21 protein-coding genes and 1 tRNA gene are annotated in these 20,285 nt (G+C 53.7%); 2 read left to right on the top strand and 20 right to left on the bottom strand.

Going from position 1 to position 20,285, the window contains the following annotated elements; translation table 11 throughout:
* Positions 1-38: 38 nt before the first annotated feature.
* A complete protein-coding gene (locus LOC67_RS08315; protein ID WP_230262120.1) occupies positions 39-536 on the top strand; it encodes an ankyrin repeat domain-containing protein in 498 nt (165 codons plus the stop codon).
* 223 nt (positions 537-759) lie between these two features.
* The gene (locus tag LOC67_RS08310) at positions 760-1,671 is read left to right on the top strand and encodes a glycerophosphodiester phosphodiesterase (protein ID WP_230262119.1); all 912 of its coding nucleotides are present in this window, start codon (positions 760-762) and stop codon (positions 1,669-1,671) included.
* A 183-nt stretch (positions 1,672-1,854) separates the two neighbouring features.
* Here LOC67_RS08310 and LOC67_RS08305 read toward each other — a convergent pair whose 3' ends face one another.
* The 20 genes from LOC67_RS08305 to aroF form a co-directional block, all read right to left on the bottom strand.
* Positions 1,855-2,331, bottom strand: coding sequence for a T6SS immunity protein Tdi1 domain-containing protein (locus tag LOC67_RS08305; RefSeq protein ID WP_230262118.1), 477 nt, complete (start codon positions 2,329-2,331; stop codon positions 1,855-1,857).
* A gap of 934 nt (positions 2,332-3,265) precedes the next feature.
* Positions 3,266-3,664, bottom strand: coding sequence for a hypothetical protein (locus tag LOC67_RS08300; protein ID WP_230262117.1), 399 nt, complete (start codon positions 3,662-3,664; stop codon positions 3,266-3,268).
* 106 nt (positions 3,665-3,770) lie between these two features.
* Positions 3,771-4,466, bottom strand: coding sequence for a hypothetical protein (locus LOC67_RS08295; RefSeq protein ID WP_230262116.1), 696 nt, complete (start codon positions 4,464-4,466; stop codon positions 3,771-3,773).
* A gap of 112 nt (positions 4,467-4,578) precedes the next feature.
* Positions 4,579-5,034 carry a hypothetical protein gene (locus LOC67_RS08290; protein WP_230262114.1) on the bottom strand — a complete coding sequence of 152 codons (456 nt, stop codon included), beginning with the start codon at positions 5,032-5,034 and terminating at the stop codon, positions 4,579-4,581.
* 125 nt (positions 5,035-5,159) lie between these two features.
* A complete protein-coding gene (locus LOC67_RS08285; RefSeq protein WP_230262112.1) occupies positions 5,160-5,717 on the bottom strand; it encodes a hypothetical protein in 558 nt (185 codons plus the stop codon).
* A 913-nt stretch (positions 5,718-6,630) separates the two neighbouring features.
* Positions 6,631-7,260, bottom strand: coding sequence for a hypothetical protein (locus LOC67_RS08280; protein ID WP_230262110.1), 630 nt, complete (start codon positions 7,258-7,260; stop codon positions 6,631-6,633).
* 117 nt (positions 7,261-7,377) lie between these two features.
* Positions 7,378-7,908: a hypothetical protein gene (locus tag LOC67_RS08275; RefSeq protein ID WP_230262108.1), complete on the bottom strand. Its 531-nt coding sequence runs from the start codon at positions 7,906-7,908 to the stop codon at positions 7,378-7,380.
* A gap of 360 nt (positions 7,909-8,268) precedes the next feature.
* Positions 8,269-8,859 (bottom strand): hypothetical protein, encoded by a 591-nt coding sequence (locus tag LOC67_RS08270; protein ID WP_230262107.1) that lies wholly within the window; start codon positions 8,857-8,859, stop codon positions 8,269-8,271.
* A gap of 26 nt (positions 8,860-8,885) precedes the next feature.
* Positions 8,886-9,461: a hypothetical protein gene (locus LOC67_RS08265; RefSeq protein WP_230262106.1), complete on the bottom strand. Its 576-nt coding sequence runs from the start codon at positions 9,459-9,461 to the stop codon at positions 8,886-8,888.
* Between the two features lie 394 nt (positions 9,462-9,855).
* Positions 9,856-10,356, bottom strand: coding sequence for an SH3 domain-containing protein (locus LOC67_RS08260; protein WP_230262105.1), 501 nt, complete (start codon positions 10,354-10,356; stop codon positions 9,856-9,858).
* Between the two features lie 242 nt (positions 10,357-10,598).
* A complete protein-coding gene (locus LOC67_RS08255) occupies positions 10,599-11,594 on the bottom strand; it encodes an SEFIR domain-containing protein (RefSeq protein WP_230262104.1) in 996 nt (331 codons plus the stop codon).
* A gap of 952 nt (positions 11,595-12,546) precedes the next feature.
* Positions 12,547-12,630 (bottom strand) — tRNA-Leu (locus tag LOC67_RS08250).
* Positions 12,631-12,848: 218 nt separating this feature from the next.
* Positions 12,849-14,492 (bottom strand): putative manganese-dependent inorganic diphosphatase, encoded by a 1,644-nt coding sequence (locus tag LOC67_RS08245; protein WP_230262103.1) that lies wholly within the window; start codon positions 14,490-14,492, stop codon positions 12,849-12,851.
* A gap of 45 nt (positions 14,493-14,537) precedes the next feature.
* On the bottom strand, positions 14,538-15,146 hold the full coding sequence (locus LOC67_RS08240; protein WP_230262102.1) for a flavoprotein: 609 nt from the start codon (positions 15,144-15,146) through the stop codon (positions 14,538-14,540).
* 9 nt (positions 15,147-15,155) lie between these two features.
* Positions 15,156-15,434 carry a DNA-directed RNA polymerase subunit omega gene (locus LOC67_RS08235; RefSeq protein WP_230262101.1) on the bottom strand — a complete coding sequence of 93 codons (279 nt, stop codon included), beginning with the start codon at positions 15,432-15,434 and terminating at the stop codon, positions 15,156-15,158.
* A complete protein-coding gene (gene gmk / locus LOC67_RS08230; protein WP_230262099.1) occupies positions 15,419-16,021 on the bottom strand; it encodes a guanylate kinase in 603 nt (200 codons plus the stop codon). Before gmk ends, LOC67_RS08235 begins: the two co-directional genes overlap by 16 nt.
* A gap of 150 nt (positions 16,022-16,171) precedes the next feature.
* Positions 16,172-17,185, bottom strand: coding sequence for a YicC/YloC family endoribonuclease (locus LOC67_RS08225; protein ID WP_230262097.1), 1,014 nt, complete (start codon positions 17,183-17,185; stop codon positions 16,172-16,174).
* 158 nt (positions 17,186-17,343) lie between these two features.
* The gene (secG, locus tag LOC67_RS08220; RefSeq protein ID WP_230262094.1) at positions 17,344-17,964 is read right to left on the bottom strand and encodes a preprotein translocase subunit SecG; all 621 of its coding nucleotides are present in this window, start codon (positions 17,962-17,964) and stop codon (positions 17,344-17,346) included.
* Between the two features lie 70 nt (positions 17,965-18,034).
* Positions 18,035-18,790 (bottom strand): triose-phosphate isomerase, encoded by a 756-nt coding sequence (gene tpiA, locus LOC67_RS08215; protein WP_230262092.1) that lies wholly within the window; start codon positions 18,788-18,790, stop codon positions 18,035-18,037.
* Complete coding sequence (aroF, locus tag LOC67_RS08210) at positions 18,787-19,824, bottom strand: 3-deoxy-7-phosphoheptulonate synthase (RefSeq protein WP_230262090.1); 1,038 nt, start codon at positions 19,822-19,824, stop codon at positions 18,787-18,789. Before aroF ends, tpiA begins: the two co-directional genes overlap by 4 nt.
* Between the last annotated feature and the right edge of the window lie 461 nt (positions 19,825-20,285).

Raw genomic sequence — 20,285 nt, 5'->3', positions numbered from 1 at the left:
TCGTTGGCTTTGGCAGTGCGTGGTCCATTCGCAAATCGATGAACGAAGTTCAGCAAGCCGCATTTGAACTCCAGTTGTTGAAGCTGAAACAGTTTCGAGGGCAGGGATATGATCTTGCCGGAACCTTGCTTGCCGCCTGTTCAGCACACGATCCGCATGCCGATCGTCAAACGCACGTCATTCGTTATCTGATTCAGGAGGGCGTCTCGGTCAACGAGACTGATAAAAACGGCGTGACACCGCTGCACCGCGCGGTCCGTTTCAGAAGCCTTGCCGCAACAGTCGAACTGATCCAAGCAGGTGCGAATGTTAACGCAGTTGACAAGCGGTCGGGCTCCACAGCACTTCATCGCGCGGTAACGCAAACCGGCGCACCATCGACCAAGGGCAAGCGGGCCGTCGCTGTGGAGATCATCAAATGCCTGCTTGGCGCAGGCGTCGATCATCGTCTGCGCAACAAGGTCGACAAGACCGCGATGGATTACATCAAATCTGATCAGGTGCGGTCGGCGTTTGGACAGATTTGCGATGGCTGATTTGAAATGCTGCGGATGAAGATATAGCGAAGCGTCCTGCAAGCGAAGCGAAAGCGGTTGCCGGTCGTGTCCACTTAAACTCTATAATCTGCTGATCCATGATACCCGCGCATGCATCGATGATGGTCCGTAGCGTCTCGTCCGCAGCGAACGAACAGCTGGCCCTTTGACGGTCTGCATTTCACAGCGACATCCACCAAGGCAACGAACTTCGAATCATTCGATGAATACAAACCGATATCTTCAACGGCTGAAATCTGCGTCGGCTTTAGTCGCTTTTGGCATCTGTGTCTTAGTCAATGTTGGAAGCGGCTATGCCCAATCAAAGACCGACAAAGTCTATTGGCAGGCCCATCGTGGTGGCGGCGCACATGAGGCACCTGACAATACGATCGGCGCCGCGATGTATACATGGAATTTAGGTGGGATTCCGGAAGTCGACGTGCGTACCACCAAAGACGATGTCATTATTTGTCTGCATGACGCAACCTTAGCCCGAACGACAACCGCGCCACAGCGACTTCGCAACATCAAGGTCAAGGAACTGGATTTTGCAGAGGTTCGCAAGTGGGACGCAGGGATCGGATTTAGTGATGACTTCAAAGGCGAAGTCGTTCCGATGCTCGAAGAGGTCTTTCAAAAGATGCAGGAAGATCAGAACCGTCTGGTGTATCTGGATATCAAGGATGTTGACCTGGCCAAGCTTGGTCAGCTGATCGATCAGTATCGCGTCAACGAACAGATCTTAATTGCCAGTCCCAGGCAGTCGGATTGCAAGACGCTCAAGTCGATTACCAAAGGGCTGCGAACGATGATCTGGATCGGAGGGACCGCTGAAGAGATCAAATCCAAGTTCGACAAAGTCGTCCAATCGGAATTTGATGGCGTCGATCAGGTGCAGCTTCATCTACATGACAAAGCAACCCCGGATGGGTCTCGGTATCAGCTTGAGCCCAGCTATCTCGCATCTGCACTAACGAAAACGCGGGATGCCGAGATCGATCTGGAAGTGTTTCCATTTCATTTCGACGACTCGTCACTAACCGCTCTGCTGGAATTAGGGATTCGCTGGTACGCAACCGACGAACCCAAACGATTCACTGACGTCGTGCAAGGCTGGCGTTCATCCAACTAGCGACCATGGTCGCAGGGATGACTTGCGGACTAGTGGGGCTTAGCCTGGCATCGGTAGCGATCTGTCATTAATCAGGGCACACCGAGTTTCCAGACGCCCTCAAGAGATCAAGAACCGCAGATTTCATGTCGGCTTGGGACCCCACCATCGTTTTGGTGGATGCATGGAAATTCAGCTCCGAGTTCACTCGATTTTGATGCTGTCGATGGATGCACCGTCCGGAAGATCTTTGACCTGACGGTGAATCTGGCCATGGATGCCAACATGAACACTGACGTCGGTCACTTCGACGTTGTCCGTATCATCATTGCCCCCAAGCACCAACGGCTGCGCGTGACTGTAGACGTGATTGGGCGCCAGTAACTTTCCGGCGTTCCGTAGCTGAATGATCCGCGAAGGGAACATATGGTCGGTCACGAATTTTGTATCTGATAGAAGAGATTGGAACGACGGACCATCGTCAGCAACCGATTTGATCATTCCCTCGACCATGTCGATGAAGTACACCGCACCCGATTCGCCTTGAGCGAAAACGTCACCCATTGCAGTAAGGAGAACCGGACGAAGAGGTTCTGGCATCGCCCATTCCCAGTCGCTCAGTAGATCATCCATGTCCACACCACTAGGGCTTATTGTGAGATCGTTCATCGTAATGGGCATGCTGTATTCCAGTCCTTATCCACATGGGATATTCAAGTTTGCTGAATAACGTCGGAGATCACCCGACACCTGGATCGATCACCCACGTTTATAACCCAACTCGCCGGCCCAAGGGGGCTTGGGTAGCCTCTTGATATTCGATTGTCGCCCTTCACTCCGTGAAGGTAGCGTTCTTTACGGCGATGGCCGTGCCCGTCTCGGGTTGTATAAACCTCGAGGCGATGAAATCGAGACTTCTTTATATGTATCTTCTTGTTGGAGTGACGGACATATTTCAACCGAATTCAGTTATTTCAAATGAATCCGTTTTTGGGCATAAGCTAGCGGAGATGAGTCACCCCTTTCAAAAACTTTGGTTTCACGGCTCCGTGTCGATTGCTTTGCGACGCCTTCGCTGAACCTGTAGGGTCTGAAACCTTGCGACCGGTGGCAGAAGCAACAGCACGCCCATAAAGGCAAGGTACACCATAAAGACAGCATTCGCAGTCCGAGCGTCTTGCCCATTGGGATTGAACAATGCAACTAGTAGAAACACAGCAAAAGTCAGCAATGATATCGCAAAGGAAAGGATCGCAGTTCCTATGCGGAAGATTCGGGAGCCACGCCATATCATTGTTGCAAAGAACAAACACGCTAGCGAACGAGTGAGGCGAAGTAAGATCGAATTGGTCGTGCCGAAAATCACTTCCGACGTAATGCACAGTAAGGGGAACGCAGCTACAACGGCTACCGCGGTAACCCCAACTTGTAACTCGAATCCTTTCTTGAAGTGTTGCATCTCTTCGAATTTGTGATTGCCCATTAGAAAGCTGAAAGCCAGTTAGGTGTCATGCCAAGGGAAACGTCAGGCATCACGGGGGATGGAGATTCGAACATCCGGTCAAGCAACTACCGTAATCCGTCATCACCTGCACAGCATTGTTGTGCGGCGTTTTCACTCTCGGATTAATTCTGCCAAAACAAACGACGTGAAATCGGCTGGACTGTTTCCGGTATGTACTGGAACGTTGTGGTTCAGCAGTACCATTCTCCATGGAGTTTGTGTTGTGTCGTATGCAAACATCCAGCCCGCCATGTTGTCACCAATTATCAGGAAGTGCCGAATATCTGTAGCACCATCCACACCAAAAATTTCATCGGGGTGAACTGGTCCCGAATAAACTACAAATCCGTAGTTCCCCCAGCCAATTGTCTTTAAAAGATCGAGGTAGTCATTCGGCACGTTTGGAAACGAAAGTCGGATTTTCCGGATATGTGATTCGTCCAGACGAGTTACATCCGTTTCGTCAGCTGCGTTCAACGTCGCTTGAATTTGTTGTAGCTTTGAATCCATTGTTGAGTCATATGACGCACCGCCATCACCGGATGGCGGGAGTTGATATTGCTTTCAGCACACGCTGGCCACCGCCGCTCCGGAGCATGCGATGAAACTGCTGTATTTAGGTGAATTCTGCAGTGCAGTCAGATCGGGATCCGCCACAATTCGGACATTTTGAATCTGGAGGTGTGAGCGAATTCTCTGTCGAACCGGGTACAGTGAACGACACGTCCGCCATTTGGCAGGAGTCACAGATGAGGAACCGTACTTGATCAATCGGATCGGGGAATGAATCAAAATCTTTGCCGAAAACCTTTTTGAATGTCGGACGGTATTCTGGCTCACGGTGCGGAGATTCATCACGCACAGCACAATAGAGTTCGATCGAGCGTTCGATCGGAAGCAGTTTAGCCAAGCGTTTTAGGCCGTCTCGCATGCATTTCAGATCTCCGTTGGCGCTGGCTTCGTCAATGTATTCAGCACTCTGGTTGCCTCTGAATTGCTCGTCGGAATCCCACGCTTCCACGAACCAGTCGTCTGGAATTGTAACCGGCTTCATCCAAAAGCTGCACGGATCAGCCAAGAACTGCTCGCGGGTAATTTCTAAGTTGGCAGTCGGAGCATGCTCGAATGCTGCAACGTATTCGTCGACAGAAATGATCTTGAATTCAGAGTTGGCTGCCAACTTTTTAAACAGATCTTCCTGCCAGTATTTGAACTTCTGTCGGCGTTTCGTCTCAGAGACTTGGCGTACGAGCGAGTTGTACTTCTCAACGCCAAATAGCTCTTGAATCTTTGAAAGAATTGCGTCGGACATTTTGCTGAAGACCGCCCGCGTTGATCGGGACGCGGCAAGAAGAGATTTTAATTCAACGCCGCCCGATCCACGGCTCCGTGTTCAACGCTTTTTATGCCTCAGTTTGATGCGGCTACATCCGTCGCAGCAACTTGCGATACTCTTCAAACTCGTTCTTCCAATCGGCATAACACCCAAGCAAGTTGCACTTAGGGCATCGGCAACCAATATAGAGCCATCGAACGTCGTCGGAAACTGAATCATCAGCATTTCTATATCGATGAACGCCAACAACAATTTGAAACTGGTCTTTTCTGCAGTTGCATTCGTGCGGTACTAGTTCGGCCTCGCTGACGTAGTCTGCACTATCGCCCATCAAGTGTTCGTTGTGGCACTGCGTGCAGGTACGCATCGCTGCACCTTGTTCCTCGTCGGTATACAGCTCGAAGAGTTGGCAGCCACATTTGCATTTTACATTGGTGAAATTATCGATCGGATACCCGTTCACTGTGCTGTAGCGAGCCAGTTCCTTACGCAGGTCTGCGTGGTCTTCTCCGTACCAATTGTTGCGGCGTTTCGTGAGAGCCATAAATCCTCTGATGTAGAACGACACAAATCATGTGGTCGCCGCGAACGACTCACCACTTCAGGAAACCCAACACGGCAATGCAAGTACATCCGTTGTTTATACGGAATGTTGAGTTTGAATTAGAATCAACCAAGGCGAGCTTCCGGTTTGCCAGCTCGGTCAAGCAGCAAGACGAGAGTTTGGCCCCCAAAGACGCAGCGCAATGCATCTGGTTCTTGCAGTTGAAGCAGGAATCGCTCTCCATCTTCTACCAAGTCATCATAATAGCAAAAACCGCCTGCCTTCGATGATTGAAGACGCCCCTCCTGTTCTGGCGGCAATGCTTCCACGGTATTCCAGTCGCCTGGCTCAACCGATTCGTTGACGACATTCCAATTGATGGCTGCCGGATCAAGTAGTGGCTGAGGTACACCGAGACATTCGGTATTTTCAGGAGCATCCTTTGGAATCGTAATCGCGACTGGCCAAGGATCATCGTCTGCACACTGGTAAATCTGGACTAGCCTAGCATCGTCTACTGGAATGCGGGACTCAATACACTGAAATTGCGCGATGAATGCCATTGGCTCTTCGTTGCTGGGGCAACTTGGAAATTCGGGTGGCAGATGCGTTGGAAGCCCGCCGATACGATCAAGTGTGCTTTCAATGTTGCTTGTGAACCGCATGTAGTGTGATTTCGCCATTTGCCTAGGCTCGCTTCTATTGAGATTGACTTTGCCGCAAAACAATTGCGATCACCCGACCGCCGCTAGAGGTTGTCCATTGTCAAAGCAGTCGGCTCCATGGTTCGATCCAACGTTGTGGGTGAAAGTGCTGGCTATTCGGCGTGCAACGTTCTTTGCGGGTAACGTCGCGGTTCAGCAAAGACAGAGAGTCAAACATCGATTCTCAGAAACTGACAACCCGTACTTCCTTGGAATTGAAGGATACCGGCTTGCTGGTCATTGTTCCGAGTCGTCGTCCGTTGACGATTGGAGCGATTTGATGACAGTGCGCGCGTGAGAATAGATGCAGTAACACCCGAACAACAAGACAGGGACGACCAGTAAGGGCATCGTAGCAACGGCAAGCGTACCGATCCAATCATGGCGTAGCGTGAGAGGAAATATAAGTCCGGCACCGACGCTCAACAGCGAGATGGCAACCAGCCAGTCTCTGGGAACGATGTAGTGTTGCATGCTACGAAAATCGCTTTTACCGGCGAACCGCGTGGTGGAGTCTTGGCGGCGCCTAGTTGCCAGACGATTCCTCTGTTATTCGAGAAACACAGACCACGGATTTTCCTGTCCGATGAACATAACGCAGTTTGATTTCTGATTCCGTTGCGTCGTTGAACCCTGATAGTTGATAGCGACCAAAATTGCGCATCCCGTATGGATCGAGTTCTTCAATTGATCGCGGCCACCGTCCATGCACGTCCGCAAACGTTTGTATTGCAAGTTTTAGAACTTCGCTGTGCCGCGGCATGTTGCAGACCATATTCGGAGGAACGCCAAGGATCACACACATTGCGACAGGTTTACTCCACATCGAAAACACAATTCGCCAGCACGTCTTGGATCCGATCGCTAATTGACATCGAAGTCGCCGCCAGTTTCACAAGTACAGTTCAAGGCGGAGGAAAACATCGGGGTCCTCCGTCCATCTTGCAGACATTTTCTGCAATGTGTCCCAGCGAGTTGCATGAGACGCTGCTTCGTAAGTCGGCTCTTCGTCTGGTAACTGTCGCAAAAGTTCCTCTCGGACAAGCATCGCACGGATCTTCTGAGTACGAACCGCCCCCGCTCGTTCACAGGTCAGGCACAGCAAGTAAGACTCAGAGGCAACAGGTTGTCCAGCGTCGGCCTTCAGGTGCCCTAATGCGAAACGCTCGCTAATTTCATTGAGCACAGAATTCAAATAGAACCAGCGATCGTCCGGCGGGATAGGGATAAACGGATCTGACGCGGTGGTCAGTTTTGCCAATTCGACGATTCGCGAGGACGCTGCACGATTCAAAAAGATATCTTCAGCGTCCGTCTCCAGGATCGTCCGAATCTTAAGCGTGCCGTTGTCAATCGAAGTTAGCGACACATTGAGTCGGTTCATGAAATCTCGATTGCGCCATTGAAGCTGAGACCGACGACCGGCAAGGTAAGACGCCACTCCAGCAACAAGGACAATCCAAACGAGTTCGGGCCAATTGCCGCTGAGGTACTCCAGGAGCGAATCAAGAATTTGTTGCATGTTTGGTCAATTACAGTCTTTGAGGTTGGTAACGTCACCCGACACGGGGCACGGGAAGTTGGCTACCCATTTTCGAAACCTTGCAATCCTGGCTCCGGTGAACTGGATCGTTCTCTGTCACTGCAGGATGCGTCCAGCCGTTTTGCGAGTTTCGTAAGTTGGGAAGAGAAATTGACCGTCGAATTCTTCGACAACCATAAATGCATTGGGGGCCAAAGGTAGCTTGGACAGCGTGCCATCGTCGCGAAGTTCGGTAATCAAGTCGACAATCATATCCCCAAATACGGCTTGAATCGTTTCTTCGTCGTCGGCGTCAGGGAATTTCACCTCAGTCCCATCGTGTTTTGTGACGACTACGGCGTTGCCTTCATAGATTGCTTCGCAGGCGGCGTTCCATTTCGGAAACGGACAGGTGCTGGTCTCATTGTCGATATGGACGGTCCATTCGCCATCAACCTCTGCTTGCTCACGTGTGTCGAATACGAGATTTACATAACCGCCCTGAGCCGCGTAGTAGCCAACGGTAAGCAAAGCGATAGCGGCTTCATCGTCACCAGGGCCAAGGTTCTCATAGACCGGGTAGTCCCGAATGCGTTTTTCGATGTACTTGCGGAGTGTGACGCGGTCTTTTTTAAGGTTGAGCTTCATTTGAACTCGCAGGATCCCAATGGTAAGAATGTAGAGAGCTTCTTTCGGCTAGCGTCTGGGGTGGCCGAGCAGCGGCAAGGAATCATCCTTTTCAAAAACTTTGACTTCACGGATCGGTTACCGCCACCGTTCTGCTTGGTTGTATGGGCACAGTGTGACGTTGACCGCCCAGCCTTGCTCGTCAGTTGGCCGTTCCCCGAAAAGCGAATGGGCAACGGCATAGAGGCGGTACTTCCGTCCGGCAGGAAAGCGGCGAGAAATCGTGTGTTCGCTACAGACATGCCCTAATCGAAACGCAACCGATGTAGGCATTACGAGTTGGAGTCGTCACGGTCAAACGTCAGAACATGGTCCGCCGATTTACAGCTTGGGATGCGGAAGGAGTGACCGGAACAATTTGAGCAACGACTTCGCTTTGTCGTCGTTAGCAAATCCGTACCAGCCGTGAGTATAGCGGCGCTTCTCGGGATCAAAACGCGGGACATAGAAGTTCTGGCATTCCCAGCAGACTGTCGTTTCGAACAACAGGACATTGTTGCGATATAGTCGAAACCCGTATGCAGGGTAGTGGCAAAACGCACCACCGAGTCGATCGAAGGCAAGCGATTGCCAAGCTTGCCGAAACTTGGTGCAGTTACCACCTGTCAATGAGACATGAGCGTGAACGTCCGCGTGCGTGCCATACGGGCGAACCGGAAACGTCTTGTCGGTTGTTTCGGGTTTCGGACTTTCGTCGTTGAATGGATCCCGCTTCGGAATGGAGACGGCGTAAAGTTCGACACGGTCAAATTGAGGTAGTGCATCCGTGTGGGCAAGCGACAGCATACGCTCGTGTGGTGTATCGCCATCAGGATGAGTCGGTGTCCAATCCGCATCGTTTGACGTGCTCTCATCTGTCGCGACGAACGGATTCGCATCCTGTGATCGCGCACTCGACAGAGCAGCAGTCATCAAAAGAAGGAAGAGCGATGGTCGTATCATGTGTTGACGATAAAGTGTGTTTGTCGGCGAGCGTCCGCGATAGCCATTTCGCGGGAGTTGATTGTCCAATCCAAAGTTGCCCGGCTTCGCGACTGATAGTACTCCGCATTCATCTTTTGTTCATCGCACGGTTCGGCCAGCATTTCGCTCCAGAGCGCTAGTACATGCCATGGTTGTCCGTCAGCATGGGGCCAGCGAGCGGGCGTTGGGAGTGCCCTGCCAAAACACCACAGGATGACAGGACCCCAAATTGGAAGGCCGGTGGCGATCACAGCATACCAGCCAAAATTTGTAACAGCGAAGGTCGATCGAACGAGAGTTGTGAGTCCGGGCAGTATGGCCAGCAGGGCGAAGGTACCAACGTAGATCCAGATCGCGTTCAGCGATATGAAAAGTGGGCGATCGTCTCGAACCCAACCGCAGATGGTAGCGATGGACAGGTAGGCCAGCGAGCAGAGTAGAACGATGGACGCTGCGACGGAGATAGAAAATGCGCACCAGTAGCCGACGGGGCTCAGCCCAAAACGTTCAGGTGTGTCAAGAAATGCTTGGCGGGAATTCGGTTGCGTCATTAAGGCCAGCCATGCAGTTTGTGGTAGCAACGCCAGAACCGAAGCAACCGAAACGCATTTGGAAGCCGCTGTAGGAGGTTCGTTCGTCAACACGGCATAGTCAGTCGAAGAATGCTAAAAATCACGCTGGAAGGGAAAAACGACTGCAAGAAGGCAAGTAACGGCAGTTCCCGTCTTCGCGTGCACAAGAGTTTTTTCGCAAGAGTCCGGAGCAAATAAAACACCGCCGACAAAAACAACTGAAACTTTAGAGTATGAAATGGGAAAATCGGTTTTGGGATGAAGCTGCACGCGAACCGTAGCAGGCCAATGCAAGTTCGATGAAATGGCTTGCTTGCCGACTGTCCTATCGCCTTCTGACCAAAAGCGAATGCGTTGTTATGTCATGCTTGCCTCAGTTGGGCACTCGAAGTGAGGTCATTAGTATCCAGCCTGTCTGTCCTTTGAGGTCTCCGTCTAAAACCGTAACCTTGGCCCATGGTGGACTCGGTTGCTCCGGGTCACCGTCTAGGAGTTCGATTTTCGCGACAGGGGTCCCATTGACTATGCGTCCGATAATTTTGTCGTTCTTACTCGACAGTGCTCCTGAGATGAAAGCACGAAAGTCGGGTTGGGTCATTAGCAGGGCGCCAGCGCCATCGTGATCCGTTATGAAGTCAGGTTTAGTTGAAGCGAGGTTGATAACTGCGTCTCTACCTGCAACAACCACGGGGCTATTGTCACCAGACGAGACCATCGATCGCCCCCCAATGACCGATTCCTTCTGGGGTGCGGTGTCATGCGTTGGGTTGTGGGGGGACGGATCAGGTGGGGCGGGGCGATTGGGAGTGTAGGGGCCAATGACAGCGTCACGCCCTGCTTCGATCACAGGGCTGTTCGCGCCTTTTGTAGACATTTCTACAGTTGGAGCTGATGAGGAAATAAGACGTATCGCGTCTATGTACCATAGGACAATCGCTAGTGGAATCGCGATGATCGAAGCCCATGTTCCGATTCGTGTTGTGTCCCAACCAGTAGATGTTTTGGGTTTACGTGGTGGCATCTAACTTCTTGATATGACTTTGGCAATCGCCCGGTCGCGACGAGAAATTCTCCATTGTCAAAACGCCCGACTTCGCGACTCGGGGGGCAGCTATTTTAACCAGCTACGTAGAGCGAAGGTGGAGCACCGATGGGCGGTGCAAGTTCTACATCGTACAGTTCTTTAAGGAGGTCATCACGAAGTTTTCCTTCATCCCCAGTGCTTGACCAGTGAATTGAGAATTTCGTTTTGAGATAGTTTGGAATCCCATCTTTAAACTGTTCCTCACGAACGACGATCAAGTATTTTCGGCTGTCAGGCGGTTGTTGTGCCATATCGCCTTGAATCAACATGGTTTCCCAGCCGACTCCTCCGCTTCGTTTGTCCGCGCGATCGCGATATCGTGAATCCGAAACAATCACGACACGTTCTGCTAATTCAAGTTCGTTTGTCATCCACTGTGGCAAGTCCATTCCTTTGCGCAGATGCCATTGGTCAAGGCGAGCATCAATTCCATTTGCTCGCAGGAATGTCCCAAGTGCTGCGACCCATTCGTTGTGCCGGTCGCTTGTTCCTGAATAGCTAATGAAGACTCGTTGTGGTGACTCAGGAGGTGTGGAAGTCACTTTTGATGGTGACTCGACACCTTGCAGGCGGTCAAACACGCTTTGGTGTAGCACATGAATAACAAGTCTCGCGGAGTCGCTGGCGGATTTTCGAAATCCTCGCGTCAGCGCATCAACCACCAATTCACTCTGAAGTCCACCCGCACCGGCGCCCAAAAGCGGTGCGGATATGTTGCGAATCGATTCATTGGCCCGCGTGAATTCCCCGACTGATGTTCCGATTGCTTCAATCGCATCTGCGCTTGAGTTGATGCCGTCTACCGAGGCCGCAAATGCAACGAACTGCGCTATGTTTTCCGCGCCGGTGAATGGCACAATGTGAGTTTCACCATGCGCCATACCGCGTTTTGGAGTGGGGATTGAATATTGCAGTAGGCGTTCTGCGACGAATCGCGTAATCGTGCCGCCCGTGGAGCAAGGTAATACGATCAGATCGGCTGGGCCATCGAATAGATCACCCAGTCGGAGTTCGACAACTGCTGACATTTAGGTGCTTTCCTGCCGGCTAACGGTACAAGTTAAACCCGACTTAGTCGGGTAATATTAATGATAATCTAGGATTACGACCGAATGAGTCGCATTGCCGTTCATGATCACTCGCTGGGTGAATATTGGGAAGATAAGTTTTACCATTTCGGTCGGGTGTGGTGGGGGCTTTGCAGAGCTGGAATTGAATTGATGAGCCTGAAACGGTTCGGTCAGCAATCCCGTGTGAACTGCTGTTGACGTTATGGCAGTTCGCAACTGCTTCGTCTTGTCGTGTCAATCTGAAACTCTTCTCGAAGTTTTTGGGCGATAGGTTTAACCAGGAGATCGCGAAGAAGGTGAATTCGGATTTCGCGGCTGAATGCGAAGGACAGAAAACTCAAAGGATTCATCGGAGAAAGTCCGCATTTTGACTGTTGACAAGGATCTTCGAGGCCTTTTGGCAGCTTTGGATTTCGTGGTTGATCACGGCTGATCTGCCAAAGGCGGCGAGGTTTCGTGGCGTGAGGCTTTGACGCACCGCTCATTATTTAGGAGCTATGTCGCAAGCGGTTGCGCGGTGCACTTGATGACCTGAATCTTGAGCTCCGTTTTCGACGATTGTCGTGATGGATTTCCTTGGGGCACGCTTTGGTGGCGACAACTGAATCCCATGGCATCAACACAGGGGTATCAGCCCGGGCTGCTTTTGAAGCTGGGCGAAATCCGAGGGGCCGAGAATTCGTTTTAAGAAGGCCTCGATGGAGCTTTAACCGCAGGCTGGCGCCTTGCGGCTGATTTGGATGCGAGTATCCGTTTCAAGAGGGCGTCTGTGAGGCTTTCAAAGAGCACCTCTGTGGAGCGTTAACCGCGGGCTAACGCATTGCGGCTGATTGGAAGCTGAAAACGAAAAAAGCCCAGCGGATCGAGATGATTCCGCTGGGCTTTGTCTTTCGGTGAAGTGATCCACCAGTACCGAAGGAGGGACTCGAACCCTCACTCTGTTGCCAGAATTGGATTTTGAATCCAACGCGTCTGCCAATTCCGCCACTTCGGCATGTTCTGCCGCGAAACACGATGAACGACGTCTCACGGAAGTCTAGAAGTATCCAATACGATCCAGGTTCGTGCAAGACGGTGTGTCGGGACGTTTTTAATTTACCCGGCCGCGGCGATACCGCATTCGTTTGGTTACACCTGTTTCGACCATTTTGCAGCCCAACTGAAGCCAATCTCCGTGATTCATCCACGGGTGGTTTGCCGGTCCTGCGGCGATCAATTCGATTCCATCAAGCTGCTGATCAGCGGAAGCAGCTGCTTTTTGCGACTGACAACACCGTCGAGCTGGTAGAGCCGGTCTTCCAGCTCGGGATAATTGATCTCTTCCCAGCCCTGCGGCTCGCGGCTCATCATCAACAAGCTGCCGTTGCTTGCGATGTCGGTGACCAGCAGCGCACTGAATTCCAACTGCTGCGTCGATGCCATGCTTTCCAGTGCGTTGAACAGTTCTTCTTTGCGTTGCCAGAACAGGTCGAACCCGATCTCTTCGATTTGCGAAATCGAGAACTTCTGACCTGCCTCTTCGAACTGTTTGCAGTCTTCGCGGACGACTTGATCTGGGGTGCAAGTTCGCAGTGCCGATCCGACACTGAAGAACTCGTTGGCAAACTCGTCCAACTGGACTTTGCAAAATCGCTGCAGCCAATTCAGGATGTCTCGATCGGTCGATGTCGTGGTCGGCGAACGCAAGAACAGCGTGTCACTGATCATTCCCGATGCCATGCACAAAGCCATCGATGGGTCGGGATCGATGCCGGCTTGGCGAAACATCTTTGCAACCAACGTGCATGTCGAGCCAACCGGTTCCATTGTCAAACGGATCGGGGCGGTGGATTTCAATGAACCACCAAGCCGGTGATGGTCGAGGACTTCGACGATGTTGGCTTCATCCGCCCCGGCGACGGCTTGTCCAATTTCGTTATGATCGACCAGCACCAGTTCGGGCTTGGGTGGGTTAACCAAGTCACTTTTACTGAGCACACCGACAAGCTTACCGTCTTCTAAGACCGGAAAGATCGTTTGCGGGGAGCGGAAGATCTCACGCCGAGCGTCGGCAACAGGCATCCGCGCCGGAAGCGACATGAAGTCTGATTCAACAACGCCGCTAATCAGCTGAGCCGCCTTGATCCGCATGGTCGTTGTCGCGGTATCAAAGGGGCTGCGCAGGACAGAGATTCCGCGCGCCTGTGCCAGTTGCATCAGGCCATCACTGAGTTCATATCCGCCTGTGACGACCAACGCTCGAACGCCCAGTTCCAGTGCCGGAAGTTGAATTGTCGGGCGGTCCCCGCTGACGACGATCAATCGGCCGGCGGGAAATTGCTTGATGTGTTCGGTAAAGCCTCCGGCGCTCATCGCGCCGACGCTGACGATCAGGTCTTCGTCGCGATCGGGTTCGACCGCATGTTGGAACTCGCCACCGAGCACCGAAACGATCTTCGACAGGTTCGTTCGGACCTGCCGACCGGTTGTCGGATCGACGTTGCTGTTAAGGACCAGTTCCAGCAGATCAAGAAGCGTGACGATGCCGGAGAGATTGTTTTCGCGATCGACAACGGGAATGCTCCGCAGGCCGCGATCATCCATCCGGCGATAGACTTCGTAGAAAACCTCGTCACAGGTTGCCAGCGTGACATCAGTTTGGCAAACGTCTTCGACGGTGGGGCGGACATCCATCACGATCCGTGGATGAGACAGCCCTGCTTTCTTGAGCGCGAATTCGGTCCGTTGGTTTGGTGCGCCACAACAAGCCGCGATCGCGTCAGGTCGGGTGGTGCGACGAAGGAAATCGGCGTAGGCAATCGCGGCACAAATCGCGTCGGTATCTGGGTTGCGATGGCCGAAGACGAAGAGAGGCATGGATAAGACTTTCGGATAATGAACGGGATCGCAGGTGCGATATTCTTAGCTGTCGTCGAGTGTTCGTCGATCCGGAGACGCCAGTATATTCAAAGCGCGGTCGAGGATGGTTTCCGGTTCACTCATCCGTCCGGTACCACGGACGCGGCAGGAAAGCCAGCCCGATTCCGGCCCGACAAGATGGCAACCGTCTTCAGCCAACTGCGCGACATTGCGTTGGACCGAAGGCTTTGACCACATCGGATCACTCATCGCGGGTGCGACCAACACAGGAGCCACGTTTTGCAAGTAGAGCGTGCTGACGAGGTCATCGGCAATCCCGTGTGCAAACTTGGCGATGAGGTTTGCCGTTGCGGGGGCGACAATCATGAGATCGACGCCATCTGCCAATTCGATATGTGGCCCAAGAGGATGCTTGGGGTCAAAAGATTCGATCGCGACGTGGCGACCTGAGAGTGCGGTCAGGGTCGCTGGGCCAAGAAACTCTGTCGCCGAGCGAGTCATCGCGGCCTGAACCCGATGGCCGGCTTGGGCCAGGCGACTACAGAGGGTTGCAGATTTGTAAGCGGCGATTCCGCCGCCAACGGCCAACAGGATTCGCTTGGAAGCATCCTGTTGGCGAGATGACGGATCAATTGCTGGCGAATCGGTCACGCCAAGTGCCTACAGATCGGCGGCATCAAGATCGGGAGCTTCTGCCGCTGCGATGGTCGCATCCAAGTCCAATTCGGTGACTTGTTCGACTTCGTTGTCGGTGTTCAAGAAGATCTTGTCTTGCAGGATCTCTTTGAGCACGATCGACATCTTGTCGTGGGTGTCGACACTGACGAGCGCTCGGCTGCCTTGGTTGAGCTGCACCAAACGCTTTTGGATCAGCGTGCTCAGTTTGAATCGTCCGCCAACCTTGTTGACGGTTTCTTCGTCTTTCAGTTCTTCGAGCATACCTGGTTCTCCTGGTGGTCTTTAAGAATTCGGCAAACTTGGGCGACGGCCGCATCGACCGCCCCATTGATAATTTCGTATTGGTATTCGTGTAGGAACCGCATCTCATCGGCGGCGGTTTCCAAGCGACTTTGAATCGCTTTTTCGCTTTCGGTTCCCCGGTCACGCAGTCGTCGTTCGAGTTCTTCCATCGAACCGGGATGGATGAACAGCGAAATGGCATCCAGATCGGAATGTTGCATCACTTCCAAGGCACCTTGGACATCGATTTCCAGGATGACCCATTGTCCTGCCCGAATGCCGTTGGTGACTTCGCTACGCAGTGTTCCGTACCAGTGTCCGCGTCCGAACACTTCTTTGCATTCTAGGAACGCATTGTCGCTGCGCAGTTGATCAAATTCGTCTTGCGAAACGAAATGATAGGCCTTTCCGGGGATTTCACCAGGGCGAGGCTTTCGGGTGGTCGCAGAGACACTCATCCGTAGCGGAAGTTCGCACTCGGCCAGCAACCGTTTTGTCACCGTCGATTTACCGGCGCCGCTGGGCCCGGAAATGATGATTAACTTTGCGGCGTTCGATTCACTCATGGCCTGGTCGTGGCGACAAAGCTGTCGCGCTGTGTGTTTTCGGGGCTGCTGTTGATAGGGTGATGACTAAACCGCTGGGCTGCGAAGGCAGGCCGTGAGGCTTGGCTTCCGCGGCGGCGGTCGGTAGGCAAACTTAGGTTAGCAAAACGGCTATTCCAAGTTTTGAACCAGCTCTCGCATCCGTTCGATCGCACATTTGATTTCGACGACGAGTGCCGAAATCCCGGCGTGATTCGCTTTGGAACCGATGGTATTGGTTTCGCGAAACATCTCTTGGGTGATGAAGTCCAGTCTTCGCCCGGCGGGTTCGTCGCGGTTGCCGTTCTGGTTTCGCTTCTGGCTTGACTTGGCGTTCTCGTTTTCGCCACGGAGGACCGCTTCAAACAGGGTCAAGTGGCTTCCCAGTCGTGTGATTTCTTCGCTGATGTCGGTCCGGTCGGCATACACCTGGACTTCACGCAGAAGATCGGTCGGGCCGACTTCGGCATCAAAGTCAGCGAGCAGGCGATTGACTTTCGTTTCCAACCGCGAGCGGTATTGATCGGCGACTTGCGGTGCGAGCGAAGCGATCGAGTCGACGTGCTGCCGAATGGTCTCGCAGTCGGCTACCAGTGTTTCCGCCATCGCCTGACCTTCGGTTTGTCGCATGGCGGTCAGATTCGCAGCCGCTGATGACACAACGAGGCTGACTTGTTGCCAAAGGGCGTCGTCGTCTTTTTGGCCCTGGTCCCCGGAAAGAACACCGGGAAGGGAAACCAATGACGCGGTGCTGATGGTGACGTGTTCGCCGGAGACGCCGCTGTCGTTGATCGCCTGTTGGCACTGCCGAAGGTAGTCAGCTAGGACGGCGGGGTTGATCTGAACCGGCGTCTGGCTGCCGTGTCGTTCGACCGAAATGCTGACGTTGACGGCACCACGGTGAAGGTGTCGGCGGAGTTCGGATTCGATCCGTGATTCCAGCGGGGTGATCGCCTCGGGGCTGCGAATGCTGGACTTAAAACCGCGATGGTTCACCGAACGGAGTTCGATCGTGATGGTTCCCAGTGACGAATCGCCTGCGGCGCGGCCTTGGCCGGTCATGCTGCAGACTGCATAGGCGCGCGAGCCGTCGGAAAGTTCGCGATCGGAGTTTTCGACGACTTGGGCAGCAGAGGCAGATGTCATTCGCAGGGCAAATCAGTGCTAGGATGGGTTCGGCGTGCATCGCTGCGGTGGTGCACAGCCAAAGGCGAGTTTGGTGCTTTGTCTAAATTGCCAAAAGTCGGGATCGGCCAATGGTTGACCGACGGAGAACCACTCAAGCAATCGACAACCGCACGCGATTACTCGCTTTCTTTCTCGGATTCGCCGCTCGTGTCGGCTTCTTCGGCAGTTTCCGTTTCGGGGGCTGCCGGTGTTAGCTCGGCCGAAGGTGTTTCGGTGGTCGCGGAGGCATCGCCTTCGCTCGACTCAGCCGATTCTGATTCGCTCGATTCGCTGCTGTCGTCAGCAGGTGGAGTTGCTGGATCGGTCATCAGGCCGGAGTCCAGACCTTCGAGGCCACCGAGGCCTTCGAGTCCGCTTAGGCCACCGGCCGCACCGCCTTCGGCTTCGGGTGAGACCAAGGCTGGCTTGGTGTCCAGATCCAAGTCTTCGTCAGCAACAGCGACTGGCGGAACGCCAAGCGTGTACATCGCGATCGCACAAACCAAACCCCAGACGATCGCTGATACCGCAGTGATCACCGTGAAGGTGTCACCCGCTTTACTGCCAAAGGCGCTTTGGCCACCGGGACCACCCAGGGCTCCGGCCAAACCGCCGCCCTTGCCACGTTGGACGAGGATTAGCAGGATCAGGAACATCGACAGGATGAACATCACCCAGCCCAGCGCAGCGCTGCCGAGTGTCGCCAAAGGCAAGAAGTTCACTGGCAGAGAGCCGGCGCTTTGAAATAAATCAGCCATTGGATCTCACAGTCCGTTTAAGTTTGATTGTGTGGTTGCGATGTTAAATGCGAGGTTGCCGATCCGTCGATCAACCTGCGGTGATGATGCCGACGAAGTCGTCGACTTTCAGGCTAGCGCCACCGACCAGTGCGCCATCGATATTCGGTTGCCCGAGCAATTCCTTGGCGTTTCCTGGTTTGACGCTTCCGCCATATTGGATTCGCATCTGCTCGGCGATTTCGGTCGTGAATAGCTCACCGAGCAATTTACGGATGAACGCGTGGACTTCTTCGGCTTGCTCTGGCGATGCGGTCTTGCCGGTGCCGATTGCCCAGACAGGTTCGTAGGCGATGACCACGCCGCTGGCGCGGGCTTCGTCCAGGCCTTCGAGCGAGCCACGGATTTGGGTTTCGACGACTTCTTCGGTCTTGTCGGCTTCGCGATCTTCGAGCGTTTCGCCAACGCAGACGATTGGAACCAAGTTGCCGGCCATTGCCGCAGCCAGTTTTTCGCTGACTTGCTTGTCGGTTTCGCCCATCAACGCACGTCGTTCGCTGTGTCCGAGAATGACGTAACGGCATCCGCAGTCGCTTAGCATCGCGGCGTTGACTTCACCGGTGAAGGCACCGTCAGCGGTTGGGTACAGGTTCTGTGCACCAAGTCCGACAGCCGATCCGGCCAAGACGTCCGACACAAGATGCAGGTAGACCGAAGGTGGGCAGACAGCGACTTCGACAGACGGGTTTTCGCCGACCGCTTCGGAGACGCCTTTGGCGAGCGACGCAGCGCTGTCAGCTCGCATGTTCATTTTCCAGTTTCCGGCGATGATGGTTCGGCGGCTCACGCGGTTGTCTCCGGCAAAGGTGAAATGGTTTTTCCAAGTAGTTCAGCGAGGCTTTTCATCTGCTGGGCTAGCTCGGCGTATTGCTCGGGCAGCAAAGCTTGAGGGCCATCGCTTTTGGCAACTTCAGGGCAATCATGGACTTCGATATGAACTCCATCCGCACCGGCTGCCAACCCTGCCAATGCACAGGCAGGGATCAATTCGGGTTTACCGGTCGCGTGGGAAGGATCCACGATGATCGGCAGGTGGCTGAGTTGCTGGACCAATGGGACCGCGGCAACGTCGTAGAGGTTTCGGGTCGCGGGGTCAAAGCCTTTGATTCCACGCTCGCAAAGGATCACATTCGGATTGCCCTGCGAAAGAATGTATTCGGCACACATCAGCAAATCGGTGATGGTGGCTGACATTCCACGTTTCAGTAGGACAGGTCGCTTTGACGCGCCGACTTCGTTTAGCAAAGCGAAGTTCTGCATGTTGCGGGCACCGATTTGCAACAAGTCGGCGTACTCGGCAACCAAGTCAACCAATCGAGGGTCGGTGACTTCGGTGACAACGGGCAACCCATGGGCTTGGCCGACGTCACGCAGGCGTCGCAAGCCTTCTTCGCCCAATCCCTGAAACGCATACGGGCTGGTGCGTGGCTTGAACGCTCCGCCGCGAAGGATGTTCGCCCCGGCAGCTGCGATCGACTCGGCAATCCGATGCATGCGGTCTTCTTCTTCGACGCTGCATGGGCCGGCGATCAAGCAAACGTGTCCGCCACCAACTTTAACGCCGCTGACATCAACGACACTGGATTCTGGATGGGCTTCGCGAGATGCGAGCTTATAGGGTGGCAACACCGGAACGACTTTCGCCACGCCCGGAATGGCGCGGATGGATTCGACCACAATCTCTGATTCATCGCCGATGATGCCGACAATGGTGCGAAAAGTGCCGCGGCTGAGGTGGGCTTTCAGGCCGAGCGCTTCGACACGTTCGATGACGTGGTCGATTTGCTGCTCGGTCGCACCGCCCTTGAGGATCAAAATCACGGTGGTTCAGGTGGTTTATTAGTTACAGAAGTGGGGCGGGAACTCGATCGAGCCACAGAGTTTAGCTAGCCAGGGCGGCTGTCGTCGAGGGCAAACGTCGATTGTTAAGATTCATCGAGCCCCTGGTGACGATCATTCGGCCGCAAGGCGTCGCTATCAAAACCCAATTCTGAGCCGAAGCTCGGTTTTTTCGCTGGATTCCTAAGTAAATCAGCCCTGGTGGAGTCTCCTGCTGGTGTCTTCCGCGGGAAGGGCCGACGAAGCGTTCGCGAATCATTTGCGGATCATTGGGAAGCGCGAGCCTCGACTGTTTCGGACGCAGGGGCGAAATCGCCGGAGTTGTCTTCCCCCGCAAGTTGGTGGTCAGTGATGTGCTCCGTCGCCGTTTTCCGCCAGGACGGTTCGCTGTTCAGAAAGGCTGCCAGAAAGGCTGCCCAAACCGCCGACCCACACAGAGGGTT

This window comes from Stieleria sp. JC731 (assembly GCF_020966635.1).
Classification (GTDB): Bacteria; Planctomycetota; Planctomycetia; order Pirellulales; family Pirellulaceae; genus Stieleria.
The sequence above is the reverse complement of the archived record's forward strand: the minus strand, read 5'-3'. Positions and strand labels throughout refer to the sequence as shown.

Excerpts from the sequence above, each read along its gene's own strand:
- LOC67_RS08305 (WP_230262118.1), bottom strand. The coding sequence starts at position 2,331 with ATGCCCATTACGATGAACGATCTCACAATAAGCCCTAGTGGTGTGGAC.
- LOC67_RS08225 (WP_230262097.1), bottom strand. The coding sequence starts at position 17,185 with ATGACATCTGCCTCTGCTGCCCAAGTCGTCGAAAACTCCGATCGCGAA.
- LOC67_RS08290 (WP_230262114.1), bottom strand. The coding sequence starts at position 5,034 with ATGGCTCTCACGAAACGCCGCAACAATTGGTACGGAGAAGACCACGCA.
- gmk (WP_230262099.1), bottom strand. The coding sequence starts at position 16,021 with ATGAGTGAATCGAACGCCGCAAAGTTAATCATCATTTCCGGGCCCAGC.
- LOC67_RS08265 (WP_230262106.1), bottom strand. The coding sequence starts at position 9,461 with ATGACGCAACCGAATTCCCGCCAAGCATTTCTTGACACACCTGAACGT.
- LOC67_RS08245 (WP_230262103.1), bottom strand. The coding sequence starts at position 14,492 with ATGCCTCTCTTCGTCTTCGGCCATCGCAACCCAGATACCGACGCGATT.
- LOC67_RS08275 (WP_230262108.1), bottom strand. The coding sequence starts at position 7,908 with ATGAAGCTCAACCTTAAAAAAGACCGCGTCACACTCCGCAAGTACATC.
- LOC67_RS08270 (WP_230262107.1), bottom strand. The coding sequence starts at position 8,859 with ATGACTGCTGCTCTGTCGAGTGCGCGATCACAGGATGCGAATCCGTTC.
- LOC67_RS08310 (WP_230262119.1), top strand. The coding sequence starts at position 760 with ATGAATACAAACCGATATCTTCAACGGCTGAAATCTGCGTCGGCTTTA.
- secG (WP_230262094.1), bottom strand. The coding sequence starts at position 17,964 with ATGGCTGATTTATTTCAAAGCGCCGGCTCTCTGCCAGTGAACTTCTTG.
- LOC67_RS08285 (WP_230262112.1), bottom strand. The coding sequence starts at position 5,717 with ATGGCGAAATCACACTACATGCGGTTCACAAGCAACATTGAAAGCACA.
- LOC67_RS08315 (WP_230262120.1), top strand. The coding sequence starts at position 39 with ATGAACGAAGTTCAGCAAGCCGCATTTGAACTCCAGTTGTTGAAGCTG.
- LOC67_RS08235 (WP_230262101.1), bottom strand. The coding sequence starts at position 15,434 with ATGCTCGAAGAACTGAAAGACGAAGAAACCGTCAACAAGGTTGGCGGA.
- LOC67_RS08295 (WP_230262116.1), bottom strand. The coding sequence starts at position 4,466 with ATGTCCGACGCAATTCTTTCAAAGATTCAAGAGCTATTTGGCGTTGAG.
- LOC67_RS08300 (WP_230262117.1), bottom strand. The coding sequence starts at position 3,664 with ATGGATTCAAAGCTACAACAAATTCAAGCGACGTTGAACGCAGCTGAC.
- LOC67_RS08260 (WP_230262105.1), bottom strand. The coding sequence starts at position 10,356 with ATGTCTACAAAAGGCGCGAACAGCCCTGTGATCGAAGCAGGGCGTGAC.
- LOC67_RS08280 (WP_230262110.1), bottom strand. The coding sequence starts at position 7,260 with ATGCAACAAATTCTTGATTCGCTCCTGGAGTACCTCAGCGGCAATTGG.
- LOC67_RS08255 (WP_230262104.1), bottom strand. The coding sequence starts at position 11,594 with ATGTCAGCAGTTGTCGAACTCCGACTGGGTGATCTATTCGATGGCCCA.